We start from the raw sequence: 25,758 nt of genomic DNA, 5'->3' as shown, positions 1-25,758 counted from the left end.
TTGTGCCGTATGGGCGGCCCCGCGCCGCCCGTACACCCCGCCCTACCCCGCCTGCCGCAACTTCAGTAAACACACGCTGGTATCGCGACCATGACCGCCATGATTTCCTACGCTCAGCGGCCCACTCACGAAGCAGACAGCCCGGCTACCACGGTGCTCGAGATTATCGCAGGCCTCCATCAAGGCGTCAGCCTGAGGCTTGACCGCCCTGATTATATGATCGGCCGCGCCAGTACCGCCGACGTGGTACTGCACGACCCTAGCGTGACCGACCACCACGTTCGCCTGCGCTTGCAACGGGGCCAATTGGCCATCGAAGCCGTGGGTGGCGATGTCACGCTGTCCGGCCCCCGCTGCCCTGAACGGACCGTGCACCACGGCCACGGGGTAATCGCCGCGCTGCCTTTGCAGCTACAGGTCGGCGAAGCACGCCTTGCCCTGCAGGCGCCCGCGCAAACGTCTAATAAGGACGCCTGGCGTACTCCACGCCTGGCTGTGGGCGGCGCTTTGCTGCTGGCCTGTGGCGCGGTGTTCGCTGCGCTGCATCAGGCCCCAGTCGAAGATTTTTCCCGAACCCTGCCACCCACGGCCGCAGCCGCCAAGGTGATCCCCACGGTTGCCCAGGCCCGCGCCTGGCTTGGCCGGCAACTGGAGCAGGCTGGTCTAACCGGTATCACTTTGCACGGCGACGAACATCAGCTCAGCGTGACCGGCAGCTACAACGCCGCGCAGCAGGCAAGCTGGGCCACGGTGCAGCAAGCGTTCGATCGTCGCTATGGTCAGTACCTGGTACTGCACGGCAACGTGACCGAGGCCACGGCCCCTACCATCCCTAGGGTGCGTTTCCAAGCCGCCTGGTTCGGCAAAAACCCCTATGTGGTCGATGGTAGCGGCCGCCTGCTCTACCCGGGCGCGGCGTTGGATGACCATTGGGTACTGGATGCTGTTGCCGACGGCAAGGTGGTCCTGGCCCGCGGCGCCGAGCGTTTTACGTTCACCCTATGAAGATCGAACCCCGCGCGCTGCCTCCCACGGGCGGCCAGGCACCAGAGCGCCCCCAGCAAGTAGCTCAGGCACTGCCAGCAGCGCGGCAGGTGGCGCGGTTCGAAGCCCTGTTGGGCCACAGGCAGGCCAACGCGCGCAAAACCCTGCGTGAGGTCGCCGAACAGGCTGGTGACGTACAGGCCCTAGACCCGGCGCTGTTTTCTGGGCCGCGCTCACTGCGGCTGCTGGACCATATTCTGGATGACCTACTGCCGCGGCTGAACCTGGAGCCGGACATTCGCGCCCTGGCCGAAGACTTGCTGCGCGAGGAGATACACATGCGTCACCTGTTGCAGCACCAGCGTAGCGAGGCCGCGGTATGACTAGCCGCCTGACCCATGACAGCCTGGACCTGCTGCGCGGCCTGGGCGACCTCTACCGCCGCGCTGGTGAACCCCGGCGCGGCCTGGTGCTGTTGCTGATCGGTGCGCAGATCGCCCCAGAGGACCCGGCGCTGTTACGCAGCCTGGCCCTGGCCTTTACCGACAGCGGCAACCCGACCCGGGCGCTAAACGCGTTGGACCGCCTACAGGCCTTGGGCGGCGGTCAGACCCACGATACCCTGCTGCGCGCCCGCGCGCTCTGGCACAAGGGCGAGCATGACCTCGCGCGCGCCTGCTTCCAGGACTATCTGGCGCTACCTAAGGCCCGCCCATGAAGATGTTGGACCGCCTTTCCCACCTGGCCCAAGTCGCCGCCAAGCGCACCGATGTAATCATCGTCGCCTTTATGCTGATGGCCATCGTGATGATGATCATCCCCTTGCCCACCGCGCTGGTGGATGGGCTGATCGGCATCAACATCGCCTTGAGCATTCTGGTGCTGGTGGTGGCGTTCTACATTTCCCATTCGGTGGAATTCTCCGCCCTGCCACCGCTGATTTTGCTCAGCACGCTGTTTCGCCTGGCGCTGTCGATCACCACTACCCGGTTGATCCTGCTGCACGGCAATGCCGGGCATATCGTGCAGGCCTTCGGCGACTTCGTGATCGCCGGCCAAGTGGTGGTGGGCCTGGTGGTGTTTCTGATCATCACCGTGGCGCAATTCGTGGTGATCACCAAAGGTGCCGAGCGCGTAGCGGAGGTGGCCGCGCGCTTTACGCTGGACGCCATGCCTGGCAAGCAGATGAGCATTGACAATGACCTGCGCAACGGCGACATCGACCAAGCCGAGGCCCGCCGTCGGCGTTCGCGACTAGAGCGCGAAAGCCAGATGTTCGGCGCCATGGACGGGGCCATGAAGTTCGTCAAGGGCGACGCCATCGCCGGGCTGGTGATCCTGGCGGTCAACCTGCTCGGCGGCATGCTGATCGGCATGCTGCAACGGGACATGGGCTTTGCCCAGGCGGTGCATACCTACTCGTTGCTCACCGTGGGCGACGGGCTGATTGCCCAGATTCCCGCGCTGCTGATCTCGGTGGCCGCGGGCACTGTGGTCACCCGGGTCAACAGCGAGGGCTCACCCCAGGACTTGGGCAGCGAAATCATTAGCCAACTGGGCAACAGCCACCGCGCTCTGGCACTGACCGCCATTATTGTATTGGGCGTAGCCCTGCTGCCGGGCTTTCCGGCCCTGGTGTTTTTGATCCTAGGCGCTGGCCTGGGCGCATGTGCGTTCGTGCTATGGCGCCGGCAACAACGCGCCGAGCGGCAGGCCGCCCTGGATGACTTGCCCGTGCATGAACCGGCCATCCCCCTCAGCGCGGAGCTGATCGAAGACGTTCAGCCCAAGCCCGTTGACGCTCGGGTGCTGCTGTGCGTAGGTACCCGCCTGGCCGAGCAGGCACCTGGGCAACTGATGCAACAGCGTCTGGAAGCCCTTTGCCACGACCTGCGCGCGGAACTGGGTATCGACCTGGCGGTGCCGCGGCTGTACCTGGACCCCACCGCCCCGGCCAATGGCTTTGTGGCGGAGCTTGAAGGGGTACCGGTCACCGAGGGCGAATTGCCCCCCGGCCAGTTGCTGCTGCGCGACGACCCGGTTCACGCACAGCTGCTGGGGATCGAGCCCGAGCAAGGCCCGTCCCCCTTGAGCCTGCGCGGTGGTCATTGGGTAGGCCGCGAACACCAAGAAGCGTTACAGAACGCAGGGATTGGTTTTTTGCTGCCCGATGAAGTGCTGCGTGGGGTGATGGAGCACGTGCTGCGCCGGTACGCGGCAGACTTTTTAGGCATTCAGGAAACCCGCGTACTGCTTGAGCGCCTCGAAAGCCAGTATGGGGAGCTGATCAAGGAAGCTGGCCGGGATGTGCCACTGCAACGCATGGCCGAAACCCTGCGCATGCTGGTGGCCGAAGGGGTATCGATCCGCAACCTGCGGGCGCTGCTCGAAGCCATGGTGGAATGGGGCGGGCGTGAAGCGGACACCGCCCGGCTGGGCGAGCACCTGCGCGCGGCCTTGGCGCGGCAGATCAGCCATCAATATGCCGACGGCCAGCGGGTGATCCGCGCCCTGGCGTTGGCCCATGGGGTGGAAGAGCAACTGCGTGGGGCCCTGCGCCGCCATGACAAACAGGCCGAGCTTCTGCCCGAAGCCTTGAGCCGCACCCTGACCGCGCAACTGCGCCAAGCCTGGGAACGCTTGCCCGAGGATGACCACACCGTGCTGTTGGCCCACCCGGAGCTGCGCCGCGCCTTGCGCAAACTGTGCCAGCGCGCAGACCTGCCCTTGGCCGTGCTGTCCTTCCGCGACCTGGCAGCCGAATACCATGTGCAGGTGGTGGCCCACGTTAGCCTCACCGACCCCACTCCCCACACCGCGCCCCAGGGCGCGTTGACTACCCCCCTGGCGACTGCTTGATGACCTTTTACCCTCACTTGGCCGTTACGCGCTGGCTGCTCGGCGCTACCACCCTGTTGCTGGCAACCTTGGCCCAAGGGCAGTCCATCGCGTCAGGCGAGCACTCTACCCTGGGCCTGAGCAGTGGCCAGGGCCGTATCCTGCGCTTTGCCGCGCCGGTGGCCTCGGTGCTGGTGGCCGACCCGGAAGTCGCCGACCTGCAAGTGGTGGGCCCTGGTGTGCTCTATGTGTTCGGCAAGCATAGTGGCAGCACCAGCTTGATCGCCCTTGATAACGGCAACCAAGAAGTGGCCAACCTTACCCTGAACATTGGCGCCAGCACCCAGGCGGTGACCGCGCCTTTGAAGCAGCTGCACCCGCAAAGCCGGGCCCAGGTCAGCGCCGCGGGCAGCCGCCTGTTGGCCCAGGGCGCGTTGGCCGATGTGGGCGAAGCCACCGACTTGAATGCACTGCTTAGCCTTGAGGGCCAAGGGTTGCAACCGGCGGTGAACACCACCACGGTACCGGGCTCGGCCCAGGTGAACATTCGCGTGCGCTTTGCCGAAGTGTCACGTTCGCAACTGCTCAGCTATGGGGTGAACTGGAACGCCTTGTTCAACAACGGCACCTTTTCTTTCGGGCTGCTCACCGGCGGCCCCCTGGCCTCGGCGGCGCGGGCAGTAGGCGCGACCAATACCATCAGCGCGGGGCTGTCCAGCGGCAACGTGAACATAGACGCGGTGCTCGATGCCCTGCAAAGCAATGGCGTACTGGAAGTGCTGGCCGAACCCAATATCACCGCCATGACCGGGCAAACCGCAAGCTTCCTTGCGGGCGGCGAAGTACCGGTGCCGATCCCGGTGAACCGGGACACGGTGGGGATCGAATACAAGCCCTACGGCGTGTCGCTGCTGTTCAACCCTACGCTGCTGCCCAATGGCCGCATTGCCCTGCAGGTGCGGCCGGAGGTGAGCAGCATCACTAACCAGAACGCCACCCTGGCCAATGGCATCGAAGTACCGGCATTCCGCGTGCGCCGCGCTGACACCCGCGTAGAGGTGGGCAGCGGGCAAACCTTTGCCATCGCCGGCCTATTCCAGCGAGAAAACACCCAGGACATGGACAAAGTACCGGCGCTTGGCGAAATGCCGGTGCTGGGCAGCCTGTTTCGCTCCAAACGCTTTCAGCGCAACGAAACCGAGCTGGTGATCCTGATTACCCCCTACCTGGTGGAGCCGGTACGCGAGCGCACCCTGGCCACCCCCCTGGACGCCCTGCCCGCCAACAGTAACGCCCAGGCTGCCCTGCGCAGCGGTGGCGCGTTCGGCTTTTACCTCAACTGAGAGGCGCACCGATGAAGCCTATGATCCTCGCGGCTACCTTGGCCTGCCTCGCTGGCTGCCAGACCCACCTGCCACCGGCCAGTTATTCCCCCCATTACCAAGGGGTGGCCGATGCCAGCGGGCGCGCCGCTTTATTACCCGTGCAGTGCCTGGCCCCGGCCACGGAGGATGAATTCGACCTGGAGCAGGATTACCGCCCCAGGCTAGCCCCGGGGTGCGCCAACAACCTGGTGCTGCTGCAGATGGTCGAGGCCCGTGGCGACTTGCGCCAGGGCCGCGTCACCGGCCCTACCCTGGCCGCGCCGGTAGGCCGCGCCGCCCAGGTTTATATTGACGGCTATGACCGCGAAGAACTGCGCCGGCGCCTGAAGGAACAGCAGGCCGCCACCGACCAGGGGGGTGCCCGCTGATGGCGTTATTGGGCCGCGATCAACCCCAGCGCGCGGGCCTGGGCCACTGGGCCGTCAAGGGCTTTGATCTGCCGTGCCTGCTGCAGCAAGGCCGCGCGCTGCTGGGCCGTCAGCTCGTCCAGCGCCAAGCCGGAGAGCGTATCCTCGCGCCCGGCCAGCACGGCGATCAATACCGTGTTGCGTTGGTGGCGAGCCTGCACCCGGGGCGAGCGCAACACAGTGCCCATAGTGTTCAAGGCGGCCTCGCCCTGCCTAGCCAGGGCCAAACCCAAGGCTTGGTTGCACTGGATGTCCAGGTCGTCCGGGGCCAGGCCGCGCGCCTTGGCGAAGGCCGCCTGGCCTGCGCTGGTATCGCCGCGCAATACCTGAGCGATGCCCAGGCTGCTGTAGGCGCGTGCCAGGTTGGACAGCCGCGCGGCTTCTTCGAGGGCTGTGACCGCCCGCTCGAAGCGCCCCTGACGCATTTGCACGCTGCCCAGCCCCAGCAGGGCCTCGGTATTATGGGGGGCACCTTGCAACGCCTGCTGGTACGCGCGCTCGGCGCCAGTCAGGTCGCCTGCGTCCAGCCGTGCCTGGCCCAGCTTCAACCACGGCTCGACGCCGGCGCCCGGCAGCTGCGCGGCTTTTTCGTACAACGAGCCGGCACTGATCGGGTCCCCCCGGCTGGCGAGGTCGTCCCCAAGGCGCATATAGCGCGGGTAAGCAGGGTCTGCACTGGGCGCGGTGGCGCAGGCGCTGAGCAGCAGGCTGCCGAACAGCACACCCGCAAGGGGCAACAGGGTAACGCGACGGGGCATAGGCAAGTCTCTTCGAACGGGCCGGGCAAGGGATATCAACCCAGGAGTATGCCGTTGTCCATGTTACAACCCTGGGTTCAGGCCGGGCGCTCGCGCATAAAAACCTTCAAGTGCCTGGTGCGCGCCGGCTGCTGGGCACTGGTGCTGGCCCTTGCCGCCCCCGCTGGCGCCAGTACGGCGGCGCGGCCGGCCTGGTTCAGCGAGCCCTACCCGTACGTGTTGGTCGAGCAAGACCTGCGCAAGGCCATGGACGCGTTCGCCCAGCAACTGAACTTGACCCTGGTGCTCTCCGACAAGGTGCGGGGTAAGTCCAGCAGTGTGGTGCGCGGCGAACAGGCCGGGGATTTTCTGCGCAACCTGTGCCAGGCCAACGGCCTGAGCTGGTACTTCGACGGTAACGTGCTGTACCTGGACCGTGACGATGAAGTCAGCAGCCGCCTGTTCACCCCGCGCGACGTACCCGTTGGCCAGTTACGCCAGTACCTGGCCCAGTTGCCGGTGTACGGCGAGCGCCTGAACGTGCGCGATAACCCAGGCGGTACCGACCTGCTGGTATCCGGCCCGCCGGCCTACCTGGCCCTGGTGCAACAGTACGTCGATCGGGCGCACCGCCCCAGCCCTCCGCCCTCCCTTGCGCCCCCCCAGGGCGTGCGGGTGTTTCGCGGCAACAGCGTCAGCGAAGAACTTCCTCGCTGATTGTCATCCCTGTGTAACAAGGAGCAGCAAGCATGGCCGTCACCCCAGTAGACAACACGCAACCCGCTAGCAGCACCCAAGCCCAGTTCGACGCCGCGGTGAACAGCTCCACGGACATGACCGACCAAGAGCTGACCGATGCGTTGGTCAACCAGGGCGTAATGATCGGTGGGCAGTTCATCCTGATGCCGAAGGCCCAGGAAATGCTCAACGAAGCCATGTCGGACGATGACGAATAAGAGGCCGCTTAATGAGCGTGAACCTATCAGCGACCACGGCGGCTCTGCCGCCGGGAGGTAACCAAGCCTCGCAGAACCTGTTCGAACACATGGCCAGTTCCGCCAGTGCCGCCCCGGGCGGCTCCAGCCCCCAACAAATCGGGCAGAGCCTGATGAACCGCCTCGATGGGTTCATGGACCGCTCCCACGCCTTCAACGCACGGGCCGATGCGCTGACCGCCAACCCCGCCAGTGCCCCGGGCGCTACACAACCGGCGGCAAGCGTTCAGGCCCCGGCCAACCCTGGGCCCTCGCCCACCACCGCCCATGTGGACCAGCTGGTGCATTCGTTGGGCAAGATGTTCGACTACTCCATCGAAACCCAGATGGTGGTGCGTGGTGCTACCCAGATCTCCGGTTCCGCCAACACCCTGCTCAAAGGTCAATGACCCATGAAGCTTGCCCGTATCTTGTTCGTTCTGGTATTCGCCGGCCTGTTGGCGGCCTGTGACACGGCCCTGTACAGCAACCTCGACGAGCGCTCGGCCAATGGCATGGTCGCGGCACTGTTGCAAGCTGGCATCCCGGCCTCGCGCAAAGTTCAGGAAAACGGCCAGCTTAGCGTGATGGTGGACGAAAAACGCTTCGCCCAGGCCATGGCGGTACTTGACGGCGCCGGCCTGCCCGGCGAGCGCTTCGCCAACATGGGGGAGGTGTTCAAAAGCAATGGCTTGGTATCGTCACCCGTGCAGGAACGGGCACAGATGGTCTTTGCCCTGAGCGAAGAACTCTCCCATAGCGTGTCGCAGATCGACGGCATCGTCTCGGCCCGGGTGCATGTGGTGCTGCCGGACAACGACCTGCTCAAACGGGTGATTTCGCCCTCGTCTGCCTCGGTGCTGGTGCGCTACGAACCGGGCACCGACATCGCCCGCCTGCTGCCCCAGATCAAAACCCTGGTGGCCAACGGTATTGCCGGGCTGACCTACGAGGGGGTCTCGGTCACGGCTATCGAGGCCCGTCTGCAGCCAGCCTCGGCCCAGCAGCCGGCCATGGCCAGTTTTATGGGCGTCTGGATGCTCGAAAGCGACCTGCCCAGGGCGCAGTGGTTGTTCGGCGGCGCGCTGGTGCTGGCCTTGGCCTTGCTGGGTACGGTGGGCTGGCATGGCTACCGGCAGCGCCGGGGCGCGCGCACCTATGCCTTGAAGGAGGCGCCATGAGCTGGCAGGCCTTGAGCGCGGAGCCACTGGCCTTCGTACGCCCTGAGGTGCTGACGGCCTGCTTGGCCAAGGCCCCGGCGCGTTGGCGCAGCCAACTGCTAGCCCTGCCGCGTTTTCGCGGTCGCCTGATCGAACACTTGCACGCCACCCATGGCTTGCAACCCCTGGCTAGCCTGGCGCCACCGAGCGCGGCGGCGCTGGCGGTGGCCCAGCTTACGCCGGAGCGTTGCGCCCGGTTACCCCGCTTGTGCGGGGCTATCTGGCACAGCGCGACGCTGGCCCGCGAGGTGCGCGCCGACCTGCAACAGCGCCTACGCCAGCAGCTGGGGGAGGACCTTTACACCTTGGCCCTGGCCCAGCGGGCGCTGGCTGGCGCCGCCGACTTGCTGCGCGACCCCGATGCATTGGTCGTTAGCATCGACCAGGATGGCGCTGCCTGCTTGAGCCAATGGGCCGCCACCCTGCCCCAGGCCTTGCGCGCCTGGCTGGCCCTGCGACTAACCTTGCCCGCACCGCAGCCCGGCGCGCCACTGATCGACCCTGCCCTTGTAGAGGCGGCGGCGCACAGCCTGCTGGCCACCCAGGCGCCCTCGCCATGACGCTGCCCGCGCGCCCGCCGGGGCGTATTCTACGCCGCGAAGACGCCCAGGCCTGGCTCGATGGCTACGGCTTTCTCAGCGCCGCCCAGGCCGAGGCCGAGCGCCTGGTTAGCGAGGCCGAGCAGGTGCAGGCCAATGCCCGGGCCCAAGGCTTCGAGCAAGGGCTGCGCGAGGGCCGTGAACAACTGGTCACGGCCATGGCCGAACAACAGGCCAACCTGGAACGCTGGTTGGCCCAGGCGCAGGTTGACGTCGCTGACCTGGCCTTGGGTATTGCCCGGCAGCTGGTGGGCGAACTCAGCAGCGGCGAGCGTATCCTGGCGCTAGCCCGCACCGCCATCCAAGACTTCGCCCACGACCAGGCGTTGCGCGTGCAGGTGCCCGCCAGCGACGTGGTACATACCCGCCAGGCCCTAAGCCAGGCAGGCTTGGGCTTGACTGTGGACGCTGACAACCTGCTGCAAGCCGGCCAAGCCCGCCTGGTGGGGCCATTGGGCTCAGTGGAGCTAACCCTTGAGACGCAACTGCAGCAGCTGCGCCGGGCCCTGCTGCCCTTTGCCGACGAGGCCGAGGCATGACCGCTTTAAGCCTCAAGACCCTGGTACCCCACCTGGCCCAGCGCTTGGAGCAGGCACGCCCCCGGCCCATGCGGGGGACCTTGCGCAGTGTGCGTGGGGTAGTGCTCCGGGCCACCGTAGGGGGCGTGAGCATTGGTGAACTCTGCCACCTGTGCGACCCGGTCAGTGGCAAAACCCTGGGTGCCGAGGTAATTGGCTTTGAAGGCGCAGAAGCGATTCTGTCCCCGCTGGGCGACTTGCAAGGGTTGTCCGGCAGAACCTACGTTATTCCCAGCGGCAGCCCGCTCGGGGTGGTGGTAGGCCTGGGGCAGCTGGGCCGGGTGGTCAGCCCCATGGGCGACTGGCTGGACGGCGCCGCGCCTACCTCGGGGCTTACCCGTTACCCCTTGCATGGGGAGCCGCCAGCCCCTTTCGCCCGAGCGCTGATCGAACAGCCCATGGCCCTGGGCATACGCGCCATCGACGGCCTGCTGACCCTGGCTCGCGGCCAACGCGTGGGGCTGTTCGGCGAGCCCGGGGTGGGCAAGTCATCGTTGCTGGCCAGCATGGTACGCCACACCGACGCCGAGGTCATCGTAATCGGGCTGATTGGCGAGCGTGGCCGCGAAGTGCGCGAGCTGCTAGACGTGCAATTGGGTGCCGAGGCCCGAGCCCGCACCGTGGCGGTAGTGGCAACCTCCGACCGCCCCGCCGCCGAGCGGGTACGCGCAGCTTTTGCCGCCACGGCCGTAGCCGAATACCACCGTGACCAAGGCAAGCATGTGCTGTTGCTGATGGACAGCCTTACCCGCTTTGCCCGCGCGCAACGGGAACTAGGCCTGGCCGCTGGAGAGCCGCCTACCCGGCGCGGTTATCCGCCTTCGTTTTTCTCCGCCCTGCCGCGCCTGCTGGAACGTGCCGGCCCTGCGGCCACCGGCAGCATCACTGCGCTGTACACGGTGCTCACCGAAGGCGATATGGCCACCGACCCGGTCGCCGAGGAAGCCCGTTCCATCCTCGACGGGCACATTGTGCTGAGCGCGCAGCTGGCCCAGCGCAATCATTTTCCAGCGGTGGACGTATTGCGCAGCCGCAGCCGCCTGATGGACCAGGTCGCCAGCGAGGCGCACAAGCAGATGGCCCGGCGCATACGGGAATTGATGGCCCAGCACGAGGCCGTCGAATTGCTGGTGCGGGTGGGCGAATACCAAAGCGGGTCAGACCCGCTGGCGGATGAAGCCTTGGCCCGTGCATCGGCCATCGAAGGTTTTCTGCGCCAGGGGGCGGGCGAACCCAGCACCCCGGCGCACACCCAACAGCACTTGCGCAAGGTATTGGCATGAACGCTCGGCAACTTCAACAACTGGTAGAGCTGCGCCTGATGCGCGAACGGCGAGCGGTTCAAAGCCTGGCCCAGCAGCGGCGGCAACAGCGGCTGGCGAGCGACACCTTGGCCGGGGCCTGTGCGGCCTTGGCCGCGCAGCAGGCTCAGGAACGCCAGTTGGCCGAACGCCTGGCGGCGCAGCTGGCCACACCGTTGTCGGTCAACCAATGGCACCAGGGCCAGGAGGAACAAGCTGCCTCGGCCGAAGCCACTGCCCACTGCCTGGCACAGGTCAGCGAAGCCAGCGTACGCCTGGCCCTGCATCGAGCCGATGAAAGCGCCCTGCGCCGAGCACTGCTGCGCTGTCAAGGGCAACGGGAGGCCAGCGAGCAGTTGCTTGAACGCTATCGACCTGCCGAAGAGCCTAGCGACCTCGTCGATGACGGCCTGCCCCCTCCTCACTGCCAGGTGCCGGCATGAACCGCGCCGCCCCTGCGCTGCCCTTAGCCCTAAACAGTTTGCCGGCTTTCACCCCGCAAGACGTCACCCTGCTTAACCACCTTCACCGGCGCTGGCAGCCTTGGCAACGCCAGGGCCTGACCCTGAGCTGGCACGCCAGTGCGCCTCAAGCCTGCCAGTGGTTCAGCCTGACCTGGGGCCAGGCGCCCTTACGGGTGAGCCTGCCTTTGGCATTTCTGGATACTCTGGAAGTGATTGCAGGCGAGGGCCCGGTGGCGGCCATGGTGCTGGAAGCGGCGCTGCTGCCTTGGCTGGAGCCCTTGGAAGCCGCCAGTGGCGCGCCTGTCAGGGTGCAACCCTCCGCCATGCCCATGGCCAGCTTCACAACGCTTCACTTGACCCTGAGCCTGGGTGACGGCGGCCCACTGCCGCTGATGCTGGAACTGAGCCGTGACGCCGCGCAGTTGCTGGCTCAACAGCTGCAAGGCCAGCCCCAGGCGCCTGCCGTTTTGGACCACCTCACCCTGCCCGCTCAGGTAAGCGCCGCTGATATTCCCCTGACCCTGGCCGAACTGCGCAGCCTGCGCCCTGGGGATGTATTGCTGATGGACGAGCCGGCCACACCCACCCTGCACTGCGCCGGGCGCCAGGCCGGGCTGCGCCGCGAGGGCTCGGCCCTGACCCTATTGACCCGTTTAGCTTCAAGGAACCCGCCTGCCATGACCGATACACCTCCCACCCTGGGCCCAGACGTCACCCTGGATGATCTGGACCTGACCCTTAGCTGCCAACTCGGGCGCCTGGAACTGAGCCTGGGGGCCCTGCGGGCACTGGGCGAAGGCAGTGTGCTGGCCATGGCCTGCCGTGAAGATCAGGTCGAGCTGATGGTTAACGGCCGCCGCCTGGGTCACGGCCAACTGGTGCGCGTCGGTGACGGGCTGGGTGTGCGGGTTCTGAGCTTCACCAGCCTATGAGCGGGTATCAACCCAACCTGATCGAGATCATCCTGGTCGTTGCCACCATCGGCCTGATTCCCCTGGCCGTGGTGACCCTCACCGGGTTTATGAAAATCTCCGTGGTGCTGTTTTTGATCCGCAACGCCCTCGGCGTGCAGCAAACGCCACCGAACCTGGTGCTCTATGGCATCGCGCTGATTCTCTCGGTGTACGTGACCACTCCGCTGATCGGCGATATGTACCAGCAAGTGCAAGGCCGAGCCTTAACGTTCGAGAACGCCGCGCAACTCGAGGCCTTGGGCGACGCCCTGCGCCCGCCGTTGCAGAACCACCTGCTGCGCTTTGCCAACCCCAGCGAGCGCGGGTTTTTCATGCAGGCCACGGAAACCGTATGGTCCCCCGAAGCCCGGGCCAACCTGCGCGACGATGACCTGGTGGTGTTGATCCCGGCGTTCGTCAGCTCCGAGCTGACCCGGGCCTTCGAGATCGGTTTTCTGCTGTACATCCCCTTTCTGGTGGTGGACCTGCTGGTGTCCAACGTGCTCATGGCCATGGGCATGTCCATGGTCTCGCCCACGTTGATCTCCATCCCCTTGAAAATCTTTCTGTTCGTTTCGCTCAGTGGCTGGTCGCGGCTGATGCACGGGCTGATCCTCAGCTACGGAGGTTGAACCGCCATGGGCCAGGATGTGTTCCTGTCATTGATGAAACAGGCGCTGATGACGGTGCTACTGCTGTCGGCGCCCGCGCTCGGCGTGGCCATTGTGGTGGGCCTGTCGGTGGGGCTGCTGCAGGCACTGACTCAGATCCAGGACCAGACCTTGCCCCAAGTGGTCAAGCTGGTGGCGGTGCTGTTGCTGATCGTATTCGTGGGGCCGCTGCTGGCCGGGCAGATCATGGCGCTGGGCAATCAGGTGCTGGATAACTTTCCCCTGTGGACCCGCTAGCCGATGGACGCCTCTTTTGCCACGGCATTCGTGGAGGTGGCCTACCCGGTGATCAGCTCAGCGGCGCTAGCCGCGGCTCGGGCCACAGGGCTGGTGCTGGTGACCCCGGCCTTTAACCGGCTAGGGCTGACCGGGATGATCCGCAGCTGCGTGGCCGCGGCCATTTCGGTGCCAATGTTCTTCCCCATCTTCGAGCAGTTCAGCGCCTTGCCCGAACACGGCAGCCTGTATCTCTCAGGCCTGCTGATCAAAGAGCTGTTGATCGGCGTATTAGTAGGCCTGCTGTTCGGCATACCCTTCTGGGCAGCGGAAGTGGCTGGCGAGCTGGTGGACCTGCAACGGGGCTCGACCATGGCCCAATTGGTAGACCCACTGGGCTCCAACGAAACCAGTGTCATGGCCACCTTGTTGGTGGTCACCATCGTGGTGCTGTTTTTTATGTCCGGGGGCTTCACCTTGATGGTCGACGGCTACTACCACAGTTACCAGCTATGGCCGGCCATGGCCTTCACCCCGATCTTCGCCCAGCACGCGTTGCTGGCGGTGCTGTCGATCCTTGATCAGGTCATGAAGGTGGGCGTGCTGATGGTCTCGCCACTGGTTGTAGCGCTGCTGGCCACGGACCTGATGCTGGCGTATCTGTCGCGCATGGCGCCGAGCTTTCATATCTTCGACCTGTCGCTGCCGGTGAAGAACCTCTGCTTCGCGGTGCTGATGGTGGTGTACGTGGTGTTTCTGATTCCAGTGATGCTGGACCAGCTCGGGGAGTTCCGCGCCACGGTAGAGCTGCTCAAGACCCTAGCCCAGGGCGCCTGAGCCATGAGCGAAACCAGCGAGGAAAAGTCCCAACCCGCCACACAGAAAAAACTCAAGGAGGCCCGAGAAAAAGGCCAGGTCGCGAAAAGTCAGGACATGGTGTCTGGCGTGGTGATCCTGTGTTGCAGCCTGTGCCTGTCGGTGATGGTGCCCAAGGCCCAGGCGCAGGTGAGCGCCTTGCTCGACCTGCTCGCCGGCCTCTACCTGCAACCCTTCGCCCAGGTCTGGCCCCGCGCCTTGGACACCGCCGGGCAACTGCTGATCACCCTCACCCTGCCAGTGGTGGCGGTCACGGTGGCGGCGGTCATTCTCACCAACCTCATTACGCAAAAAGGCGTGGTGTTTTCCGTCGAGCCCATCAAGCCGGACTTCAAGCGCATCAACCCCATGGAAGGTTTCAAACGCCTGTTCGCGCTGCGTAACCTGGTGGAGTTTTTCAAGGCAATGTTCAAGGTCGCCTGCCTGGCGCTGGCCCTGTATTGCGTGGGCCGTTATGCGCTGCAAGCCTTGATGGAAGCCTCGCGCTGTGGCGCGGGTTGTATCGAAACCACCTTTTACCTGACCCTCAAGCCCCTGATGTTCACCATCATCAGCGCGTTTCTGGTATTGGGCGGCGTGGATGTTTTGATGCAGCGCTGGCTGTTTGGGCGTGAAATGAAAATGACTCGTTCCGAGCAGAAACGCGAACGCAAGGACCTGGACGGCGACCCGTTGATCAAACGCGCCCGTAACCGCCAGCGGCAGGAGATGCAAGCCATGGGCGGCCGTACCGGCGTGGGCCAGGCGTCGATCATTCTGGCTGCCAGTGACGGTACTCTGGTGGGCCTGCGCTACGTACGTGGTGAAACCCCTGTGCCGCTGGTGGTGTGCAAGGCCAGCCCCGAGGAGGCCCCCGCCACCCTGGCCCAGGCGCGCCAGCTAGGTATTGTGCAGGCCCATGCCCCGGCCCTGGCCGCCGATATCGCCCGGCGCAGTGTGGCCGGTGAGCCTATCCCGGACCATACCTTCCAGGCGGTAGCGGATATTTTGGTGGCGGCGCGGCTTATTTAAACCCAGGCTGTCCACGTTAGCCCGCCCGTTCCAGCGAGCCACCATTGAGGCTGCTGGCGGTGCCGCGCTGGCCTTGCACGTTAGCCAAGTCAGCGCTTACCCGGGCGGCCCAGAACCCAGCGCCCTGGGCTTCGGCCGCCACCCGCGCCTGATGCAGGCCCGTGCACACCACTTGACGGCTGGCGCCACTGCGTTGCAACAGAGACGCTCTTAACCGCAGCAACTCAGGCAGGAACCAGTGCTCTCGCCGCGCACGAACCCGCTCCAGCGCATGCTCCAAGGCGTCCAGGCCCCACTGGGGCAGGCCAAGCGCAGCCAACCCCTGGGCATGCTCGGCGGCAAACAGCGCATAAAGTGGCGTGTCATGGCTTTCTCGAAGCTGGCCCAGCAACGCCCCTAGGGCAGTCACCGTGGCTTCGTCGGCGTGGGTGCGCAGGCGTAGCACACAGGCGAAGCACTGGCTGTAGCGCAACCATAGGGCAAAGGGCTGCTCGCCCAGGCTCTGTCCCAGCAGCTTGAGGTACTCGGTGGCCTTGCTTAGCGTACCGGCTAACAACGCCAGGGGCAGCGCGCTGTAACACAGGCAGTACCAAAGCGTGGCTGGGTGGTTCAGGCCGATGGCGTCATGCACGGTGCCTGCAACCAACAGCAACCCCTGCCGATGATGGCCTTCGAGCAATTGCACTTGAGCTTGCAGCGCCCGGGCTGCCAGGCGCTGGTCGAAATGCACGTCAATCACATGGGAGGCTGGCACCACGGGGGCCGCCAGCGCCTCGCCCAGGGCCTTGCGGGCCCCGGTCAGGTCCGCCTGGTAGAACAGCGCCACCGCCTGCATGCGCTTGCCTATCAACCTGTCCGGGCCGCCATCAAGACCTGCGTCCAATGCCAGGTAGCGTTGGGCAAACACCAGCGCCTGGGCGCCCTGGCCGCTGATCACGGCGTCATGCCACAGGCCCCACAAGGCGCGTAATTGATGGGGCGAGTCCTCGCAGGCTTGGGCGTCGGCCAGTACAGCGCTCCAAGTGTGGCGCACCTTGGTGCCACCCCCCTCGGTAAGGGTCAGCAGGCTCGCGGCCAGGGTACGCAATTGCATGCGCGCCCCTGGCGGGGCCAGGGCACAGTGCTCGGCGCGCAGTAGCCCGGTATCGATCCAGGCCTGGCATTCGCGCACCCTCGATACACGCAGCCATAACGGCGCGCTAAGCAACGTGAGTTCGACCCCGAGCCCAGGCTCCGCGCCTTCGGAAAAGGCCCACTGCAAGGCCGTGCGCACACCATCGATATGCGGGGCGTAACGGCTTAACCATTGGCTCGCCGGTAGGCGGTCAAGGAGCGTTACCGCTTCACTCAATTGAGCCTTGACGAACCGAGCCTGGCGCGCGGCGGTGGCTTGGGTTTCCCGGTGCTGGTCGAGTTTCTCGCGAGCATACAGCCTCGTGGCCTGGGCCAGGCGATAGCCCTTGCCCTCCGGGCTGCTTAACGGGATCAGCAGAGACTTGCCTACCAAGGCCTCCACTGTCGAGGCAACGTCGACCCCATGGCGCGAAGCCGTCTCCACTGTGGCCCTGGCCGCGCCCAAGCTAAAGACGCCGCTGAACACACCGAGTTGCCGAAAAGTGCAACGTTCGGCTTCGCTAAGGGCGGCGTAAGTCCAGTCGTGGCTGGCGGCCAGGCTACGATGGCGGGGAACAGCGCTGCGTAGCCCGGTCATGTGCAGGCAAAAATTGCCCTCCAACAACCCGGCCAGGTCGTGCAAGGCAAAGGCTCGAACCCGGGCGGCAACGATTTCCAGTGCCAGGGGGTTGCCGTCCAATTGCTGGCAGAGGGCCGTCAGGGCGTTTAGGTCCTGTTCGTGGAGAGTAAAGCCGGGGTTATGGGCGGCGATTCGGCTGACCAGAAGTTCAATGCTCGGGTAAGCCATGGCTTCGGCCATGCTTAGGCCGTCGGTGGCGCTAGGCAAGGCTAGCGGTGGCAAGGCTTGAATCTGCTCACTCAAGGCTTGCAGGGGCTCGCGGCTGCAAGCCAGTACGTAACAGTTTGCTCGCTGGCCGAGCAGGCTTTGCACCGCCTCGGCCAGCGGCTCCAACACCTGCTCGGGGTGGTCCAGGATCAACAAGAATCTCTGTTCGCTTTCGACAACCGGACGGCTGGGATAGGCCGCTAAACCATCGGCCAGCGCTGCCTTTACATGGCGAGGGTCGGTGGCCGACGCCAGGTCCACATAGGCCGTGCCGAGGTTGAAATCCATCTGCAATTGCCAAGCCGTAGCCAGGGCCAGGGTAGTCTTACCCACGCCCCCGGCCCCGGTCAGTGTCACGAAGCGCCGCTGCAGCAGTTGCTGGCCTAGCGCCTGAAGTTCAGCAGCGCGGCCAATGACGTGGGTTGCTAACGTTGGAAGGCTTACCTTGGCCGTGAGCGGGGCTTGATGCGCGGCCGCCACAGCGGCGTGGATAGGTGCGACAAACCGGTAGCCGCGCCCCGGTACCGTGGTGATGTAGTTCGCCTCACCGCCCTCGCCCAGTGCCTTGCGCAGCGCCACCACCTGGGCTCGCAGGTTGCACTCTTCCACCACGGCCCGGGGCCAGGCCAGGCTCATCAATTCCTGCTTCTCCACCAGCTCACCCGGGCGCCCGGCCAGCGCCAGCAAAAGGCTCATGGCCCGGCTGCCCAGGCTTACCGTTTCACCCTCGCGCAGCAACAGCTGCTGGCGCGGGTACAGCACGAAAGGCCCAAAGGCCAGGCAGCGATCCTCAGTCACTGGGGCTTGCACGCCGCCGCGCATAGGTGTCATGGGTAACCCTTATTGGTCGGTTTGTCGCCAGCCGCCGCAGCCGGCCGTGTAGGCAAAGTGCCCCGTGCCCGTCGGAAATTGGCATAAGTAATGGGCAGATTCTCGCAAGGCTTGGTTACGGTTTGGGGTCTGCTACAGTGGGCTAGGCTTTTTTAGGGCGACCTTGCGTCGCGCTTCTTTCCGTTGATAACAGGCGCCGGCAATGATCGACTTCAACAACAAAGGTTTTTTCAAGCTCAAGCAAAACAACGAATACGCCGAACGGATCACCGCCTTGCTGCTGGAGGGCGAACAGGTGATCGACGCCTACAAGTCGATGCGCGACGGCGTGGTGTTTACCACCAAGCGCATCATCGCCGTGAACGTGCAGGGCATCACCGGCAGCAAGAAGGATTTCACCTCCCTGCCCTACAAGAACATCGTGGCCTATTCGGTGGAAACCTCTGGGACCTTCGACCTGGACTCTGAACTGGAAATCTACTTCTCCTCCCTGGGCCAGGTGAAATTCGAGTTCACCGGCAAAACTGCCATCGTGGAAATTTCCAAGGTCATTTCCAAGCACGTGTTGGGCTAAACGCTGTTCGACAGTTGTCGAGTGAAAGCCAGGCATTGATCAAGTCACGCGGCCTGCCAGCGTACTTACTCGCAGGCCAGGCCATCGTTTAGATGGCCACTTTCGGAACCCACCAGCCCTTTTTGCCACTCAATGGATCCCGGTCGCTGCGTGCGGCCGATGAGCTCATAAGAAAAAAGGCCAATAATGATTTCGCTCAAAGGTGCTCCGGCCCAACCTATCCTTACGCCAATCGATGTCGAGCGCGGGGCGCAAGCGCCAACGCTTCCCGCCCAGCTTCCTCACCCCGACAAACTCTCACCTTCCCGACTCAGTGACAACGCTATTTTGGGGCTGAAAAACGCTGAAACTCGTTCTGACAAAAGCGACCTGCGGATTACATCATTGGTAAGAGACGCTTTGCGTCACGAGGCCTTTCAACTTCATTCCGTTACCCCAGGGCACGTGATCTATAAAGCGGCGGTTAAACCTCCAGCGGGCGCTAACATCACGGGGGCCGCTAACTTAACCAGCACATTGACGCTCGAAGCTCGATTAAATGGTCCATCCCATTACGACCTCATCAGCGCTCGTTTGCAGGGCCCTAAAGATGACGCATTCCTAGACCTGACTAGCCCTGATTCCCCCTCCGCCTCTGCTCAACAGGCTCCCGCTGCTGGCGAGCGGGCACAATTAGGCCTCAACCGTACCTTCTTGCAGTACGCGGTGCCGCCTAGGGAGAACGAAGACCAATGCGTGATGGTGATCGACAAAATGCCGCCACCCAAGGATGGAAAAATGGCGTATTTCCGTGCAACCACTGACCTGAGCACACTCCCCCAGGAGATGGAAAAGGGTGGATTGAGCGATTTGAAGTTGGCGGGCTGCGAGCGTATTTCGTCGGTAAAACAGGTTAATGATATTCGCCATGCTCTTGGAAATGGACCACTCACGGTGCTGGATTTGCGCGAAGAACCGCATGCCGTGATCAATGGTTTACCTGTCACGTTCCGTGGGCCGATGGACTGGGCTCATCCGGGCCTACCTAAAACTGAGCAAGCTGCACGCGAGAAGGCCATCTTTAAGCAACTTAAGCAAAACGACTCGATAACACTGGTCGATGCCGCTTATGTGAAAGGTACTAAAAGTGACCCGCAAACAACAAAGCTGGAGGGTTTGCACATTCAAAGCGAAGAGCAAATAGTCACCTCCGCCGATGCCACCTATCGCCGCGTAGCCATTACCGACCACAACCGGCCCAGCCCGGAAGCGACTGACGAACTGGTGGAAATTATGCGCCACTGCCTGCAGGCAAACGAGGCGATCGTGGTGCATTGCCTGGGGGGTCGCGGTCGTACCACTACGGCTATGACCATGATGGACATGCTCAAGAACGCACAGAAGTATTCTGCGCACACCATCATCGACCGTATGGCCAAGCTGAGCTACGACTACAATATGACGGATGTCGACCGAGGGTCGGACGTCAAGCGGCCGTTCTTGAAGGACAGGCTGGAATTCTTACATGCATTCCACAACTACGCCGCCCACAACCCCGGCGGGCTACCTCTGAACTGGACACAGTGGCGGGCAAAAATGATGGTCAAATAAGAAATAGATCGACGGCGGAATTTTGAAACCGCTGCCTGGTGAAAGCTCCCAGCGCAGCTTCACCGAGTGGCTTTACCACCGGTACACCGCCTGAGAATCTGGCCCAGCTCTTCGGTGGAGTAAGGCTTGTTCAAGAGTTCGTAGCCTCGGGCGCCGTCCTGGGCCAGTTCGTGGCTGTAACCGGTGGCAAGCACCACCGGCAGCCGAGGCAGGCGCGCCTTGAGTATGCGGGCCAACTCTAGCCCGCCCATGCCAGGCATGACCACATCGGAAAACACGACATCGAAGCCAGCCCCATCGTGGCCCAGGATACTCAGGGCCTCTTCGGCGTTCACCGCCCAGGCGGGGCTGTAGCCGAGGTCTTCGAGCATCTGCGCGGCGAAACGGCCAACCTCGATGTTGTCCTCCACCACCAATACCCGCTGGCCCGTACCCATGGGTGCTGCGGTTTCATCGGTCATCGTCAGTGGCAAGGGATCGGAAGCCGGTACGATTTCCGGTAAGAACACGCTGAACACCGCGCCCTGCCCAGAGGTGCTGTGCACCGTAACGTCACCTCCGGACTGTTTGGCGAAGCCGAACACCTGGGACAGCCCCAGCCCTGTGCCCTTGCCCACTTCTTTGGTGGTAAAGAAGGGTTCGAAGATGCGCCCCAGGGTGTCCTCTGGAATGCCGCCACCGGTGTCGGTCATCTGAATCTCGGCGAAACGGCCTGGAGCGGCGGCATGGCCGCGGATGGCCGGCAGCGGCACGTTGGTTCGCAGTTCCACCACCAGGGTACCGGCACCGGCCATGGCGTCGCGGGCGTTGACTGCCAGGTTGATCAGCGCGTTCTCGAACTGGTTGGTATCAGCCTCGATAAAACAGGGTGTGCTCGGCAACCGGGTGCTCACCAAAATGCGCGCGCCCATCAGGGTATTGAGCATGTCGGTGAGTGCCCGAAGTTTTTGCCCCACCTCGAACACCTCAGGCTTTAACGCCTGGCGGCGGGCGAAGGCCAGCAACTGAGCGGTAAGCTTGGCGGCGCGGTCCACGGTTTCAGAGACCGCCGTGAGGTAACGCTGGCGGCGGGTTTCAGTGAGGTCTGGGCGGCGCAGGAAGTCCACCGACGAGCGCATGATGGTCAGCAAGTTATTGAAATCGTGGGCCATGCCACCGGTCAACTGCCCCACTGCTTCCATTTTCTGGGACTGACGCATAGCGTCTTCGGCAAGCACCAGCGCGTCGATCCGCCGTTGCTCGTCGGTAAAGTCCCGGCCAACGGCATTGATCGTCCCGTCGCTGGCGCGGGTCGACCAGCTGATCCAGCGGTAACTGCCGTCTTTATGCCGGTAACGGTTATCGAAGCGGGTATGGCCGATGCCCTGGGCGAGCTCGGCGGCCCCTGCCTGGGTAAGCGCTAGGTCATCGGGATGCACCAGCGCGAACAGGTTGCCGCCCAATAGTTCGGTCTCAAGCCAACCCAGGCATTCCGTCCACGCGGGGTTGACCGCGGTGATCAGGCCATCGAGGGTGCAGCGCAGCATCATGTCTTGGGACAGCTGCCAGAGCGCATTACGGTCTTCGGTGCGCTCTACTACCAGCTCTTCGAGATGGGCATTCATATCCTTGAGACGGCGCTCGGCAAGGATGCCACGGGTCGTTTCGGTGACTACCAGGAAGATCCCGGCGATCTGGCCCTGATCATCCCAGAGGGGGCTGTGGCAATGGGTGAAATACGCCTCGCGGCTGCCACCGTCACGGTCCGGGGTGTAGCAGGCGTCTTCGACATAATAGGCCTTGCCTGCACGTACCTGGTCAAAGATGGGCGTGAGCTGGTCCCACATTTCAGCCCACCATTGCTTGGCGGGGCCGCCGAGGTTGCCCGGGTGCTTGTTGCCAAGGCTCGGGGCGTAGGCGTCGTTATAAAAGGTGATCAACTCCGGGCCCCAGTGCACCATCATGGGGAACTGGGAGTTGAGCACGATGCGCAGCGCGGTTTGCAAGGACAACGGCCAGTTGTCGACTTCACCCAATGGGGTGTTTGCCCAGTCAATGCCGCGCAGCCGCCGCGCGCACTCCCCCTCGCCTGCCAAGCAGCCATGCTGAACCATAAACCTTGCGACCTCTTATGCCCGTGGCGCCTCTGCGCTCGCCGGAAATTTACCATACCCCTGGGCAGGCCGATGGGAATTAGTACCCAGCCAAGGTACCTCACCACTCACGCCCTGCCCTTATGGGTAAGCTATACCTGTAATGCTAGGCCCCCGCTGGAAATGGAGGACACGGACATGGGCAAACCACACAGGGGCGCGCTGATAGCGCTGGGCTTGGCGCTGCTGGGCCTGGCCCGCGAGGCAGCAGGCGCCCCAGCGATAGAAGTGGTCACCGAAGAGCTGCCCCCTTACAACATGACCGAGCACGGGCGGGTCACTGGCCTGAGCACCGAGATCGTACAGGCGGTGATGCGGCACGCCGGGGTGGAGGCGCCGGTACACGTGATGCCCTGGGCGCGAGCGTATGACCGTGCCCTGAGTGTGCCGGGGGTGCTGATCTATTCCATCGTGCGTACCCCTGAGCGGGAGGCTGCTTTCCAGTGGGTAGGCGAGATCGCACCGATGAAGTGGTACCTGTTCAGCCTGGCCGAGCGGCCACTGCGCCTGAACGGCCTGGATGATGCCAGGGGGCATCAGATTGCCGCCGTCAATATGGACGTGGGCCAGCAGTACTTGATCAGCCGAGGGTTCAAGCCTGGCTTCGAAGTGCAGTCCACCAACCGCTACGAAACCAACTACCAGATGCTCAAGGTCGATCATGTGGAGTTGTGGATCTCCAACGAGCTCAACGCCCTGTACCTCACCCGCCGCAACGGCGAGGACCCAGCCAAGGCCTTGGTACGCTCCTTGGAGTTGCACGAGCTCAACAGCGAAGGCGGCATCAACATGGCATTCAGCAACGGCACACCGGCTTCGCTGGTGGCCAGCTTTCGCCAAGGCCTGGCGGCCATCAAGGCCAACGGTACCTATGATGCCATCGTCCAGCGCTGGCTGGCCGGCCATGCCCTGACCAGCCCTTGACCGAACACTGGCGGTACACACCTGCCGTGAAGCGCACCGGCGCCCGATCCTGTGGTCTGAGCACATCATCCATGGGCATCCTGGGAACAAAACAATGGTCTTGAAGCTCACCGGCGCGCTGATGGCGCTGTTTGCATTGGCATTGCTCTACATGGGCGGTGAGCTAGCCTTGGCTGGTGGTTCGCCAGCCTATCTGGCCATTGGCGCTGCGGTACTGGCTACGGCGGTGCTGCTGTACCTGCGCAAAAAAGCAGCGCTGACGCTTTATGGCTTACTGATGTGGGCTATTTTGGCGTGGATCGTCGCCGAAGCCGGCTTGGACAAATGGCAATGGATTCCCCGTGGCGACCTGTTCGCGCTGCTTGGGCTGTGGCTGGCCATGCCCTGGGTCGTACGGCCGCTTGACCCCGCTGGCCAGCGGCGCGTTCATCCGTTTCTTAGCGCAACCTTGGCCGTGATGCTGGCGTTGGTGGCAGGGCTGATGTGCTATGACCCCTACCCGGTCGAAGGCACCCTGGGAGGTTCAGCCACCATCGAGCGCGCGCCTGGCAGCGCCGGTGAGGACTGGACCGCCTATGGGGGTACCCAGGACGGTCAGCGTTTCTCCAGCCTGGAGCAGATCAACCGCAAGAATGTTCACCAGCTGTCGGTGGCCTGGGAATACCACACCGGCGACCTGCGCGACCCGGCCAAGGATGCTCGGGAATACACGTTCGAAGCCACGCCCTTGAAGGTCAATGATCGGGTCTACCTGTGTACCGCCCACAACGAAATACACGCCCTGAACCCTGAAACCGGTGCGCTGGCCTGGAAGTACGCGCCAGAAAAAGACCGCTCCTACCTGCAGCAGCATCAGACTTGCCGGGGCGTAAGCTACTTTGCCACCACCTCCTCTACCGATACTGTCGGGCACTGTGCCAAGCGCATCTTCAGCGCCACCGCCGACGCCCGGCTGATTGCCTTGGATGCTGACACCGGTGAGTTTTGCCCAGGCTTTGGCAATGCGGGAGTCGTGGACCTTTCGGCCAATATGGGGAGGATCCGCCCCCACGCCCTGATGCAGACCGCCGCGCCCCTGGTAGCCGGGGGGTTAGTGGTGGTGGGCGGCTCGGTGATGGATAACGGTTACGAGCAAGGCAACCCCTCTGGGGTGATTCGCGCCTATGACGCGATCACCGGCCGGCTGGTATGGAACTTCGACCCTGCCAACCCCAGCGACACCACGCCCTTGGCCCCTGGCAACACCTACCCCCAAGACACTCCCGTGGCCTGGGGCACCTTGAGCGCGGACCTGAACAACGGGCTCGTGTTTGTGCCCTTTGGCAATGCCTCGCCCGATGAACTGGGCGCCAAGCGCAACCCTGACAGCGCCGCCGAAGCCTCCCGGGATGCCCTGGTAGCCCTGGACCTGCACACCGGCGCGCTGAAATGGCGCTTTCAGACCGCCAATCACGACCTGTGGGACCGGGACATTCCATCCCAACCCAGCCTGCTGAACCTGGGCCACGCCGGCAACACCCAACCGGCGATCGTGGTACCCACCAAGGTGGGTAACCTGTTTGTGCTCAACCGCCTTACCGGCCAGCCGATCCTGCCGGTGCAGCAGGTAAAGGTCAGCACCGAGGGTGGCGTAACGGGTGAACGCTTTGCCGCTACCCAACCGGTATCGGCGCTTAACTTCATCCCGGAACCGCTTAAGGAGGCCTCTATGTGGGGCCTGACGCCCTTCGACCAGATGAGTTGCCGCCTGAGTTTCAATCAGCTGCGCTACGACGGTAATCCCTGGACCCCCGCTACGGAAAAGGGCTCGTTGATCTTCCCCGGCAACATCGGGGTATTCAACTGGGGCTCGGTCGCGGTCGACCCGGACCGGCAACTGCTGATCGCCGCCCCGGTGCGCCTGGCTTACAAGTACCAGTTGATCAAACGCACCGCCAATACCGCCGAGAAGCGGTTATTTACTGAAGAAGGCACCCCTTACTGGAACGAGAACTTCCAAGGGGAGTACGCCATTCGTATCAAACAGTTTGCGTCAGGCTTGGGTATTCCCTGCATGGCGCCGCCCTGGGGCCGGTTGGTGGGGGTGGACCTGAACACCGGCAAAACCCAGTGGATGCGCCGCGCCGGCACGACCAAGAACCTGAAAACCGCCTTTTTGCCGGGGCGTTTCCCCGTGGGCTTCCCGGTGGGCATGGTGGCCCACGGCGGCCCATTACTGACAGCCGGTGGCGTGGTTTTTCACGGCGCCACCGCGGATAACTTCATTCGCGCCTATGCGGTAGACACCGGCGAGCTGCTCTGGGAAAAAGAGCTGCCCGCCGGCGCCCAGGCTACCCCTTCTACTTACCAGGGCCGGGATGGCAAGCAATACGTGATCATCGCCGCCGGTGGCCATAGCGGCCTGGGTACCACCCTGGGGGATAGCGTTATCGCGTTTCGCCTGGATTGATGCTGGCGCTGGTAGTCAGCGCCGGTCTCAAATACCACGCGGTACTCACCCGGTTCGAAGGCGTTACCGGGGAGCGCCGCGGGT

At 63.9% G+C, this 25,758-nt stretch carries 26 protein-coding genes; 23 read left to right on the top strand and 3 right to left on the bottom strand.

Going from position 1 to position 25,758, the window contains the following annotated elements:
• The first annotated feature begins 90 nt into the window (after window positions 1-90).
• Genes ACWKV4_RS06405 through ACWKV4_RS06380 form a run of 6 tightly spaced genes read left to right on the top strand, consistent with a single transcriptional unit; the run spans window position 91 to window position 5,575 of the window.
• Window positions 91-1,005, top strand: a complete 915-nt coding sequence (locus tag ACWKV4_RS06405; protein WP_483831250.1) for a SctD/MshK family protein — start codon at window positions 91-93, stop codon at window positions 1,003-1,005.
• Complete coding sequence (locus ACWKV4_RS06400; RefSeq protein WP_483831249.1) at window positions 1,002-1,367, top strand: hypothetical protein; 366 nt, start codon at window positions 1,002-1,004, stop codon at window positions 1,365-1,367. The genes ACWKV4_RS06405 and ACWKV4_RS06400 overlap by 4 nt, the downstream gene beginning before the upstream one ends.
• A complete protein-coding gene (locus ACWKV4_RS06395) occupies window positions 1,364-1,702 on the top strand; it encodes a tetratricopeptide repeat protein (RefSeq protein ID WP_483831248.1) in 339 nt (112 codons plus the stop codon). Before ACWKV4_RS06400 ends, ACWKV4_RS06395 begins: the two co-directional genes overlap by 4 nt.
• Window positions 1,699-3,843 carry a type III secretion system export apparatus subunit SctV gene (sctV, locus tag ACWKV4_RS06390; protein WP_483831247.1) on the top strand — a complete coding sequence of 715 codons (2,145 nt, stop codon included), beginning with the start codon at window positions 1,699-1,701 and terminating at the stop codon, window positions 3,841-3,843. Before ACWKV4_RS06395 ends, sctV begins: the two co-directional genes overlap by 4 nt.
• Window positions 3,843-5,165, top strand: coding sequence for a type II and III secretion system protein family protein (locus tag ACWKV4_RS06385; RefSeq protein WP_483831246.1), 1,323 nt, complete (start codon window positions 3,843-3,845; stop codon window positions 5,163-5,165). Before sctV ends, ACWKV4_RS06385 begins: the two co-directional genes overlap by 1 nt.
• 11 nt (window positions 5,166-5,176) lie before the next feature.
• Window positions 5,177-5,575 carry a hypothetical protein gene (locus ACWKV4_RS06380; protein ID WP_483831245.1) on the top strand — a complete coding sequence of 133 codons (399 nt, stop codon included), beginning with the start codon at window positions 5,177-5,179 and terminating at the stop codon, window positions 5,573-5,575.
• Between the two features lie 5 nt (window positions 5,576-5,580).
• Here the strand turns inward: ACWKV4_RS06380 and ACWKV4_RS06375 are convergent, their stop codons facing one another.
• Window positions 5,581-6,372: a tetratricopeptide repeat protein gene (locus ACWKV4_RS06375; RefSeq protein ID WP_483831244.1), complete on the bottom strand. Its 792-nt coding sequence runs from the start codon at window positions 6,370-6,372 to the stop codon at window positions 5,581-5,583.
• Window positions 6,373-6,432: 60 nt separating this feature from the next.
• Here ACWKV4_RS06375 and ACWKV4_RS06370 point away from each other — a divergent pair, with 60 nt between their 5' ends.
• From ACWKV4_RS06370 to ACWKV4_RS06310, 13 genes are read left to right on the top strand one after another with little or no spacing between them, the layout of a single operon-like run.
• Window positions 6,433-7,068: a type III secretion protein gene (locus tag ACWKV4_RS06370; protein WP_483831243.1), complete on the top strand. Its 636-nt coding sequence runs from the start codon at window positions 6,433-6,435 to the stop codon at window positions 7,066-7,068.
• 32 nt (window positions 7,069-7,100) lie between these two features.
• Window positions 7,101-7,307, top strand: a complete 207-nt coding sequence (locus ACWKV4_RS06365; protein ID WP_483831242.1) for a hypothetical protein — start codon at window positions 7,101-7,103, stop codon at window positions 7,305-7,307.
• An 11-nt stretch (window positions 7,308-7,318) separates the two neighbouring features.
• Complete coding sequence (locus ACWKV4_RS06360) at window positions 7,319-7,735, top strand: hypothetical protein (RefSeq protein WP_483831241.1); 417 nt, start codon at window positions 7,319-7,321, stop codon at window positions 7,733-7,735.
• 3 nt (window positions 7,736-7,738) lie between these two features.
• Window positions 7,739-8,506: a type III secretion system inner membrane ring lipoprotein SctJ gene (gene sctJ, locus ACWKV4_RS06355; RefSeq protein WP_483831240.1), complete on the top strand. Its 768-nt coding sequence runs from the start codon at window positions 7,739-7,741 to the stop codon at window positions 8,504-8,506.
• Complete coding sequence (locus ACWKV4_RS06350) at window positions 8,503-9,105, top strand: type III secretion protein (protein ID WP_483831239.1); 603 nt, start codon at window positions 8,503-8,505, stop codon at window positions 9,103-9,105. The genes sctJ and ACWKV4_RS06350 overlap by 4 nt, the downstream gene beginning before the upstream one ends.
• Entirely contained in the window at window positions 9,102-9,683 is a 582-nt protein-coding gene (locus ACWKV4_RS06345; protein ID WP_483831238.1) for a FliH/SctL family protein, read from the top strand. The genes ACWKV4_RS06350 and ACWKV4_RS06345 overlap by 4 nt, the downstream gene beginning before the upstream one ends.
• The gene (locus ACWKV4_RS06340) at window positions 9,680-11,005 is read left to right on the top strand and encodes a FliI/YscN family ATPase (RefSeq protein WP_483831237.1); all 1,326 of its coding nucleotides are present in this window, start codon (window positions 9,680-9,682) and stop codon (window positions 11,003-11,005) included. The genes ACWKV4_RS06345 and ACWKV4_RS06340 overlap by 4 nt, the downstream gene beginning before the upstream one ends.
• Window positions 11,002-11,466 (top strand): hypothetical protein, encoded by a 465-nt coding sequence (locus tag ACWKV4_RS06335; protein ID WP_483831236.1) that lies wholly within the window; start codon window positions 11,002-11,004, stop codon window positions 11,464-11,466. The genes ACWKV4_RS06340 and ACWKV4_RS06335 overlap by 4 nt, the downstream gene beginning before the upstream one ends.
• Window positions 11,463-12,419, top strand: a complete 957-nt coding sequence (sctQ, locus tag ACWKV4_RS06330) for a type III secretion system cytoplasmic ring protein SctQ (protein ID WP_483831235.1) — start codon at window positions 11,463-11,465, stop codon at window positions 12,417-12,419. The genes ACWKV4_RS06335 and sctQ overlap by 4 nt, the downstream gene beginning before the upstream one ends.
• Window positions 12,416-13,072 (top strand): type III secretion system export apparatus subunit SctR, encoded by a 657-nt coding sequence (gene sctR / locus ACWKV4_RS06325; protein ID WP_483831234.1) that lies wholly within the window; start codon window positions 12,416-12,418, stop codon window positions 13,070-13,072. The genes sctQ and sctR overlap by 4 nt, the downstream gene beginning before the upstream one ends.
• A gap of 6 nt (window positions 13,073-13,078) precedes the next feature.
• Window positions 13,079-13,348: an EscS/YscS/HrcS family type III secretion system export apparatus protein gene (locus ACWKV4_RS06320; RefSeq protein ID WP_483831233.1), complete on the top strand. Its 270-nt coding sequence runs from the start codon at window positions 13,079-13,081 to the stop codon at window positions 13,346-13,348.
• Window positions 13,349-13,351: 3 nt separating this feature from the next.
• A complete protein-coding gene (gene sctT, locus ACWKV4_RS06315; RefSeq protein WP_483831232.1) occupies window positions 13,352-14,164 on the top strand; it encodes a type III secretion system export apparatus subunit SctT in 813 nt (270 codons plus the stop codon).
• Between the two features lie 3 nt (window positions 14,165-14,167).
• Window positions 14,168-15,214 carry an EscU/YscU/HrcU family type III secretion system export apparatus switch protein gene (locus tag ACWKV4_RS06310; RefSeq protein ID WP_483831231.1) on the top strand — a complete coding sequence of 349 codons (1,047 nt, stop codon included), beginning with the start codon at window positions 14,168-14,170 and terminating at the stop codon, window positions 15,212-15,214.
• Window positions 15,215-15,230: 16 nt separating this feature from the next.
• On the opposite strand, the gene ACWKV4_RS06305 is transcribed toward ACWKV4_RS06310, so the two are convergent.
• On the bottom strand, window positions 15,231-18,005 hold the full coding sequence (locus ACWKV4_RS06305; protein WP_483831230.1) for an ATP-binding protein: 2,775 nt from the start codon (window positions 18,003-18,005) through the stop codon (window positions 15,231-15,233).
• Between the two features lie 202 nt (window positions 18,006-18,207).
• On the opposite strand from ACWKV4_RS06305, the gene ACWKV4_RS06300 reads away from it, so the two are divergent.
• Entirely contained in the window at window positions 18,208-18,579 is a 372-nt protein-coding gene (locus ACWKV4_RS06300; protein WP_483831229.1) for a PH domain-containing protein, read from the top strand.
• A 186-nt stretch (window positions 18,580-18,765) separates the two neighbouring features.
• On the top strand, window positions 18,766-20,169 hold the full coding sequence (locus tag ACWKV4_RS06295) for a phosphatase domain-containing putative toxin (protein ID WP_483831228.1): 1,404 nt from the start codon (window positions 18,766-18,768) through the stop codon (window positions 20,167-20,169).
• Window positions 20,170-20,228: 59 nt separating this feature from the next.
• Here ACWKV4_RS06295 and ACWKV4_RS06290 read toward each other — a convergent pair whose 3' ends face one another.
• The gene (locus tag ACWKV4_RS06290) at window positions 20,229-22,262 is read right to left on the bottom strand and encodes a hybrid sensor histidine kinase/response regulator (protein ID WP_483831227.1); all 2,034 of its coding nucleotides are present in this window, start codon (window positions 22,260-22,262) and stop codon (window positions 20,229-20,231) included.
• Window positions 22,263-22,439: 177 nt separating this feature from the next.
• On the opposite strand from ACWKV4_RS06290, the gene ACWKV4_RS06285 reads away from it, so the two are divergent.
• Complete coding sequence (locus tag ACWKV4_RS06285) at window positions 22,440-23,225, top strand: substrate-binding periplasmic protein (RefSeq protein ID WP_483831226.1); 786 nt, start codon at window positions 22,440-22,442, stop codon at window positions 23,223-23,225.
• Between the two features lie 94 nt (window positions 23,226-23,319).
• Window positions 23,320-25,674: a membrane-bound PQQ-dependent dehydrogenase, glucose/quinate/shikimate family gene (locus tag ACWKV4_RS06280; protein ID WP_483831225.1), complete on the top strand. Its 2,355-nt coding sequence runs from the start codon at window positions 23,320-23,322 to the stop codon at window positions 25,672-25,674.
• Window positions 25,675-25,758 lie beyond the last annotated feature (84 nt).

It is taken from the genome of Pseudomonas artemisiae (assembly GCF_057128685.1).
The sequence above is the reverse complement of the archived record's forward strand: the minus strand, read 5'-3'. Positions and strand labels throughout refer to the sequence as shown.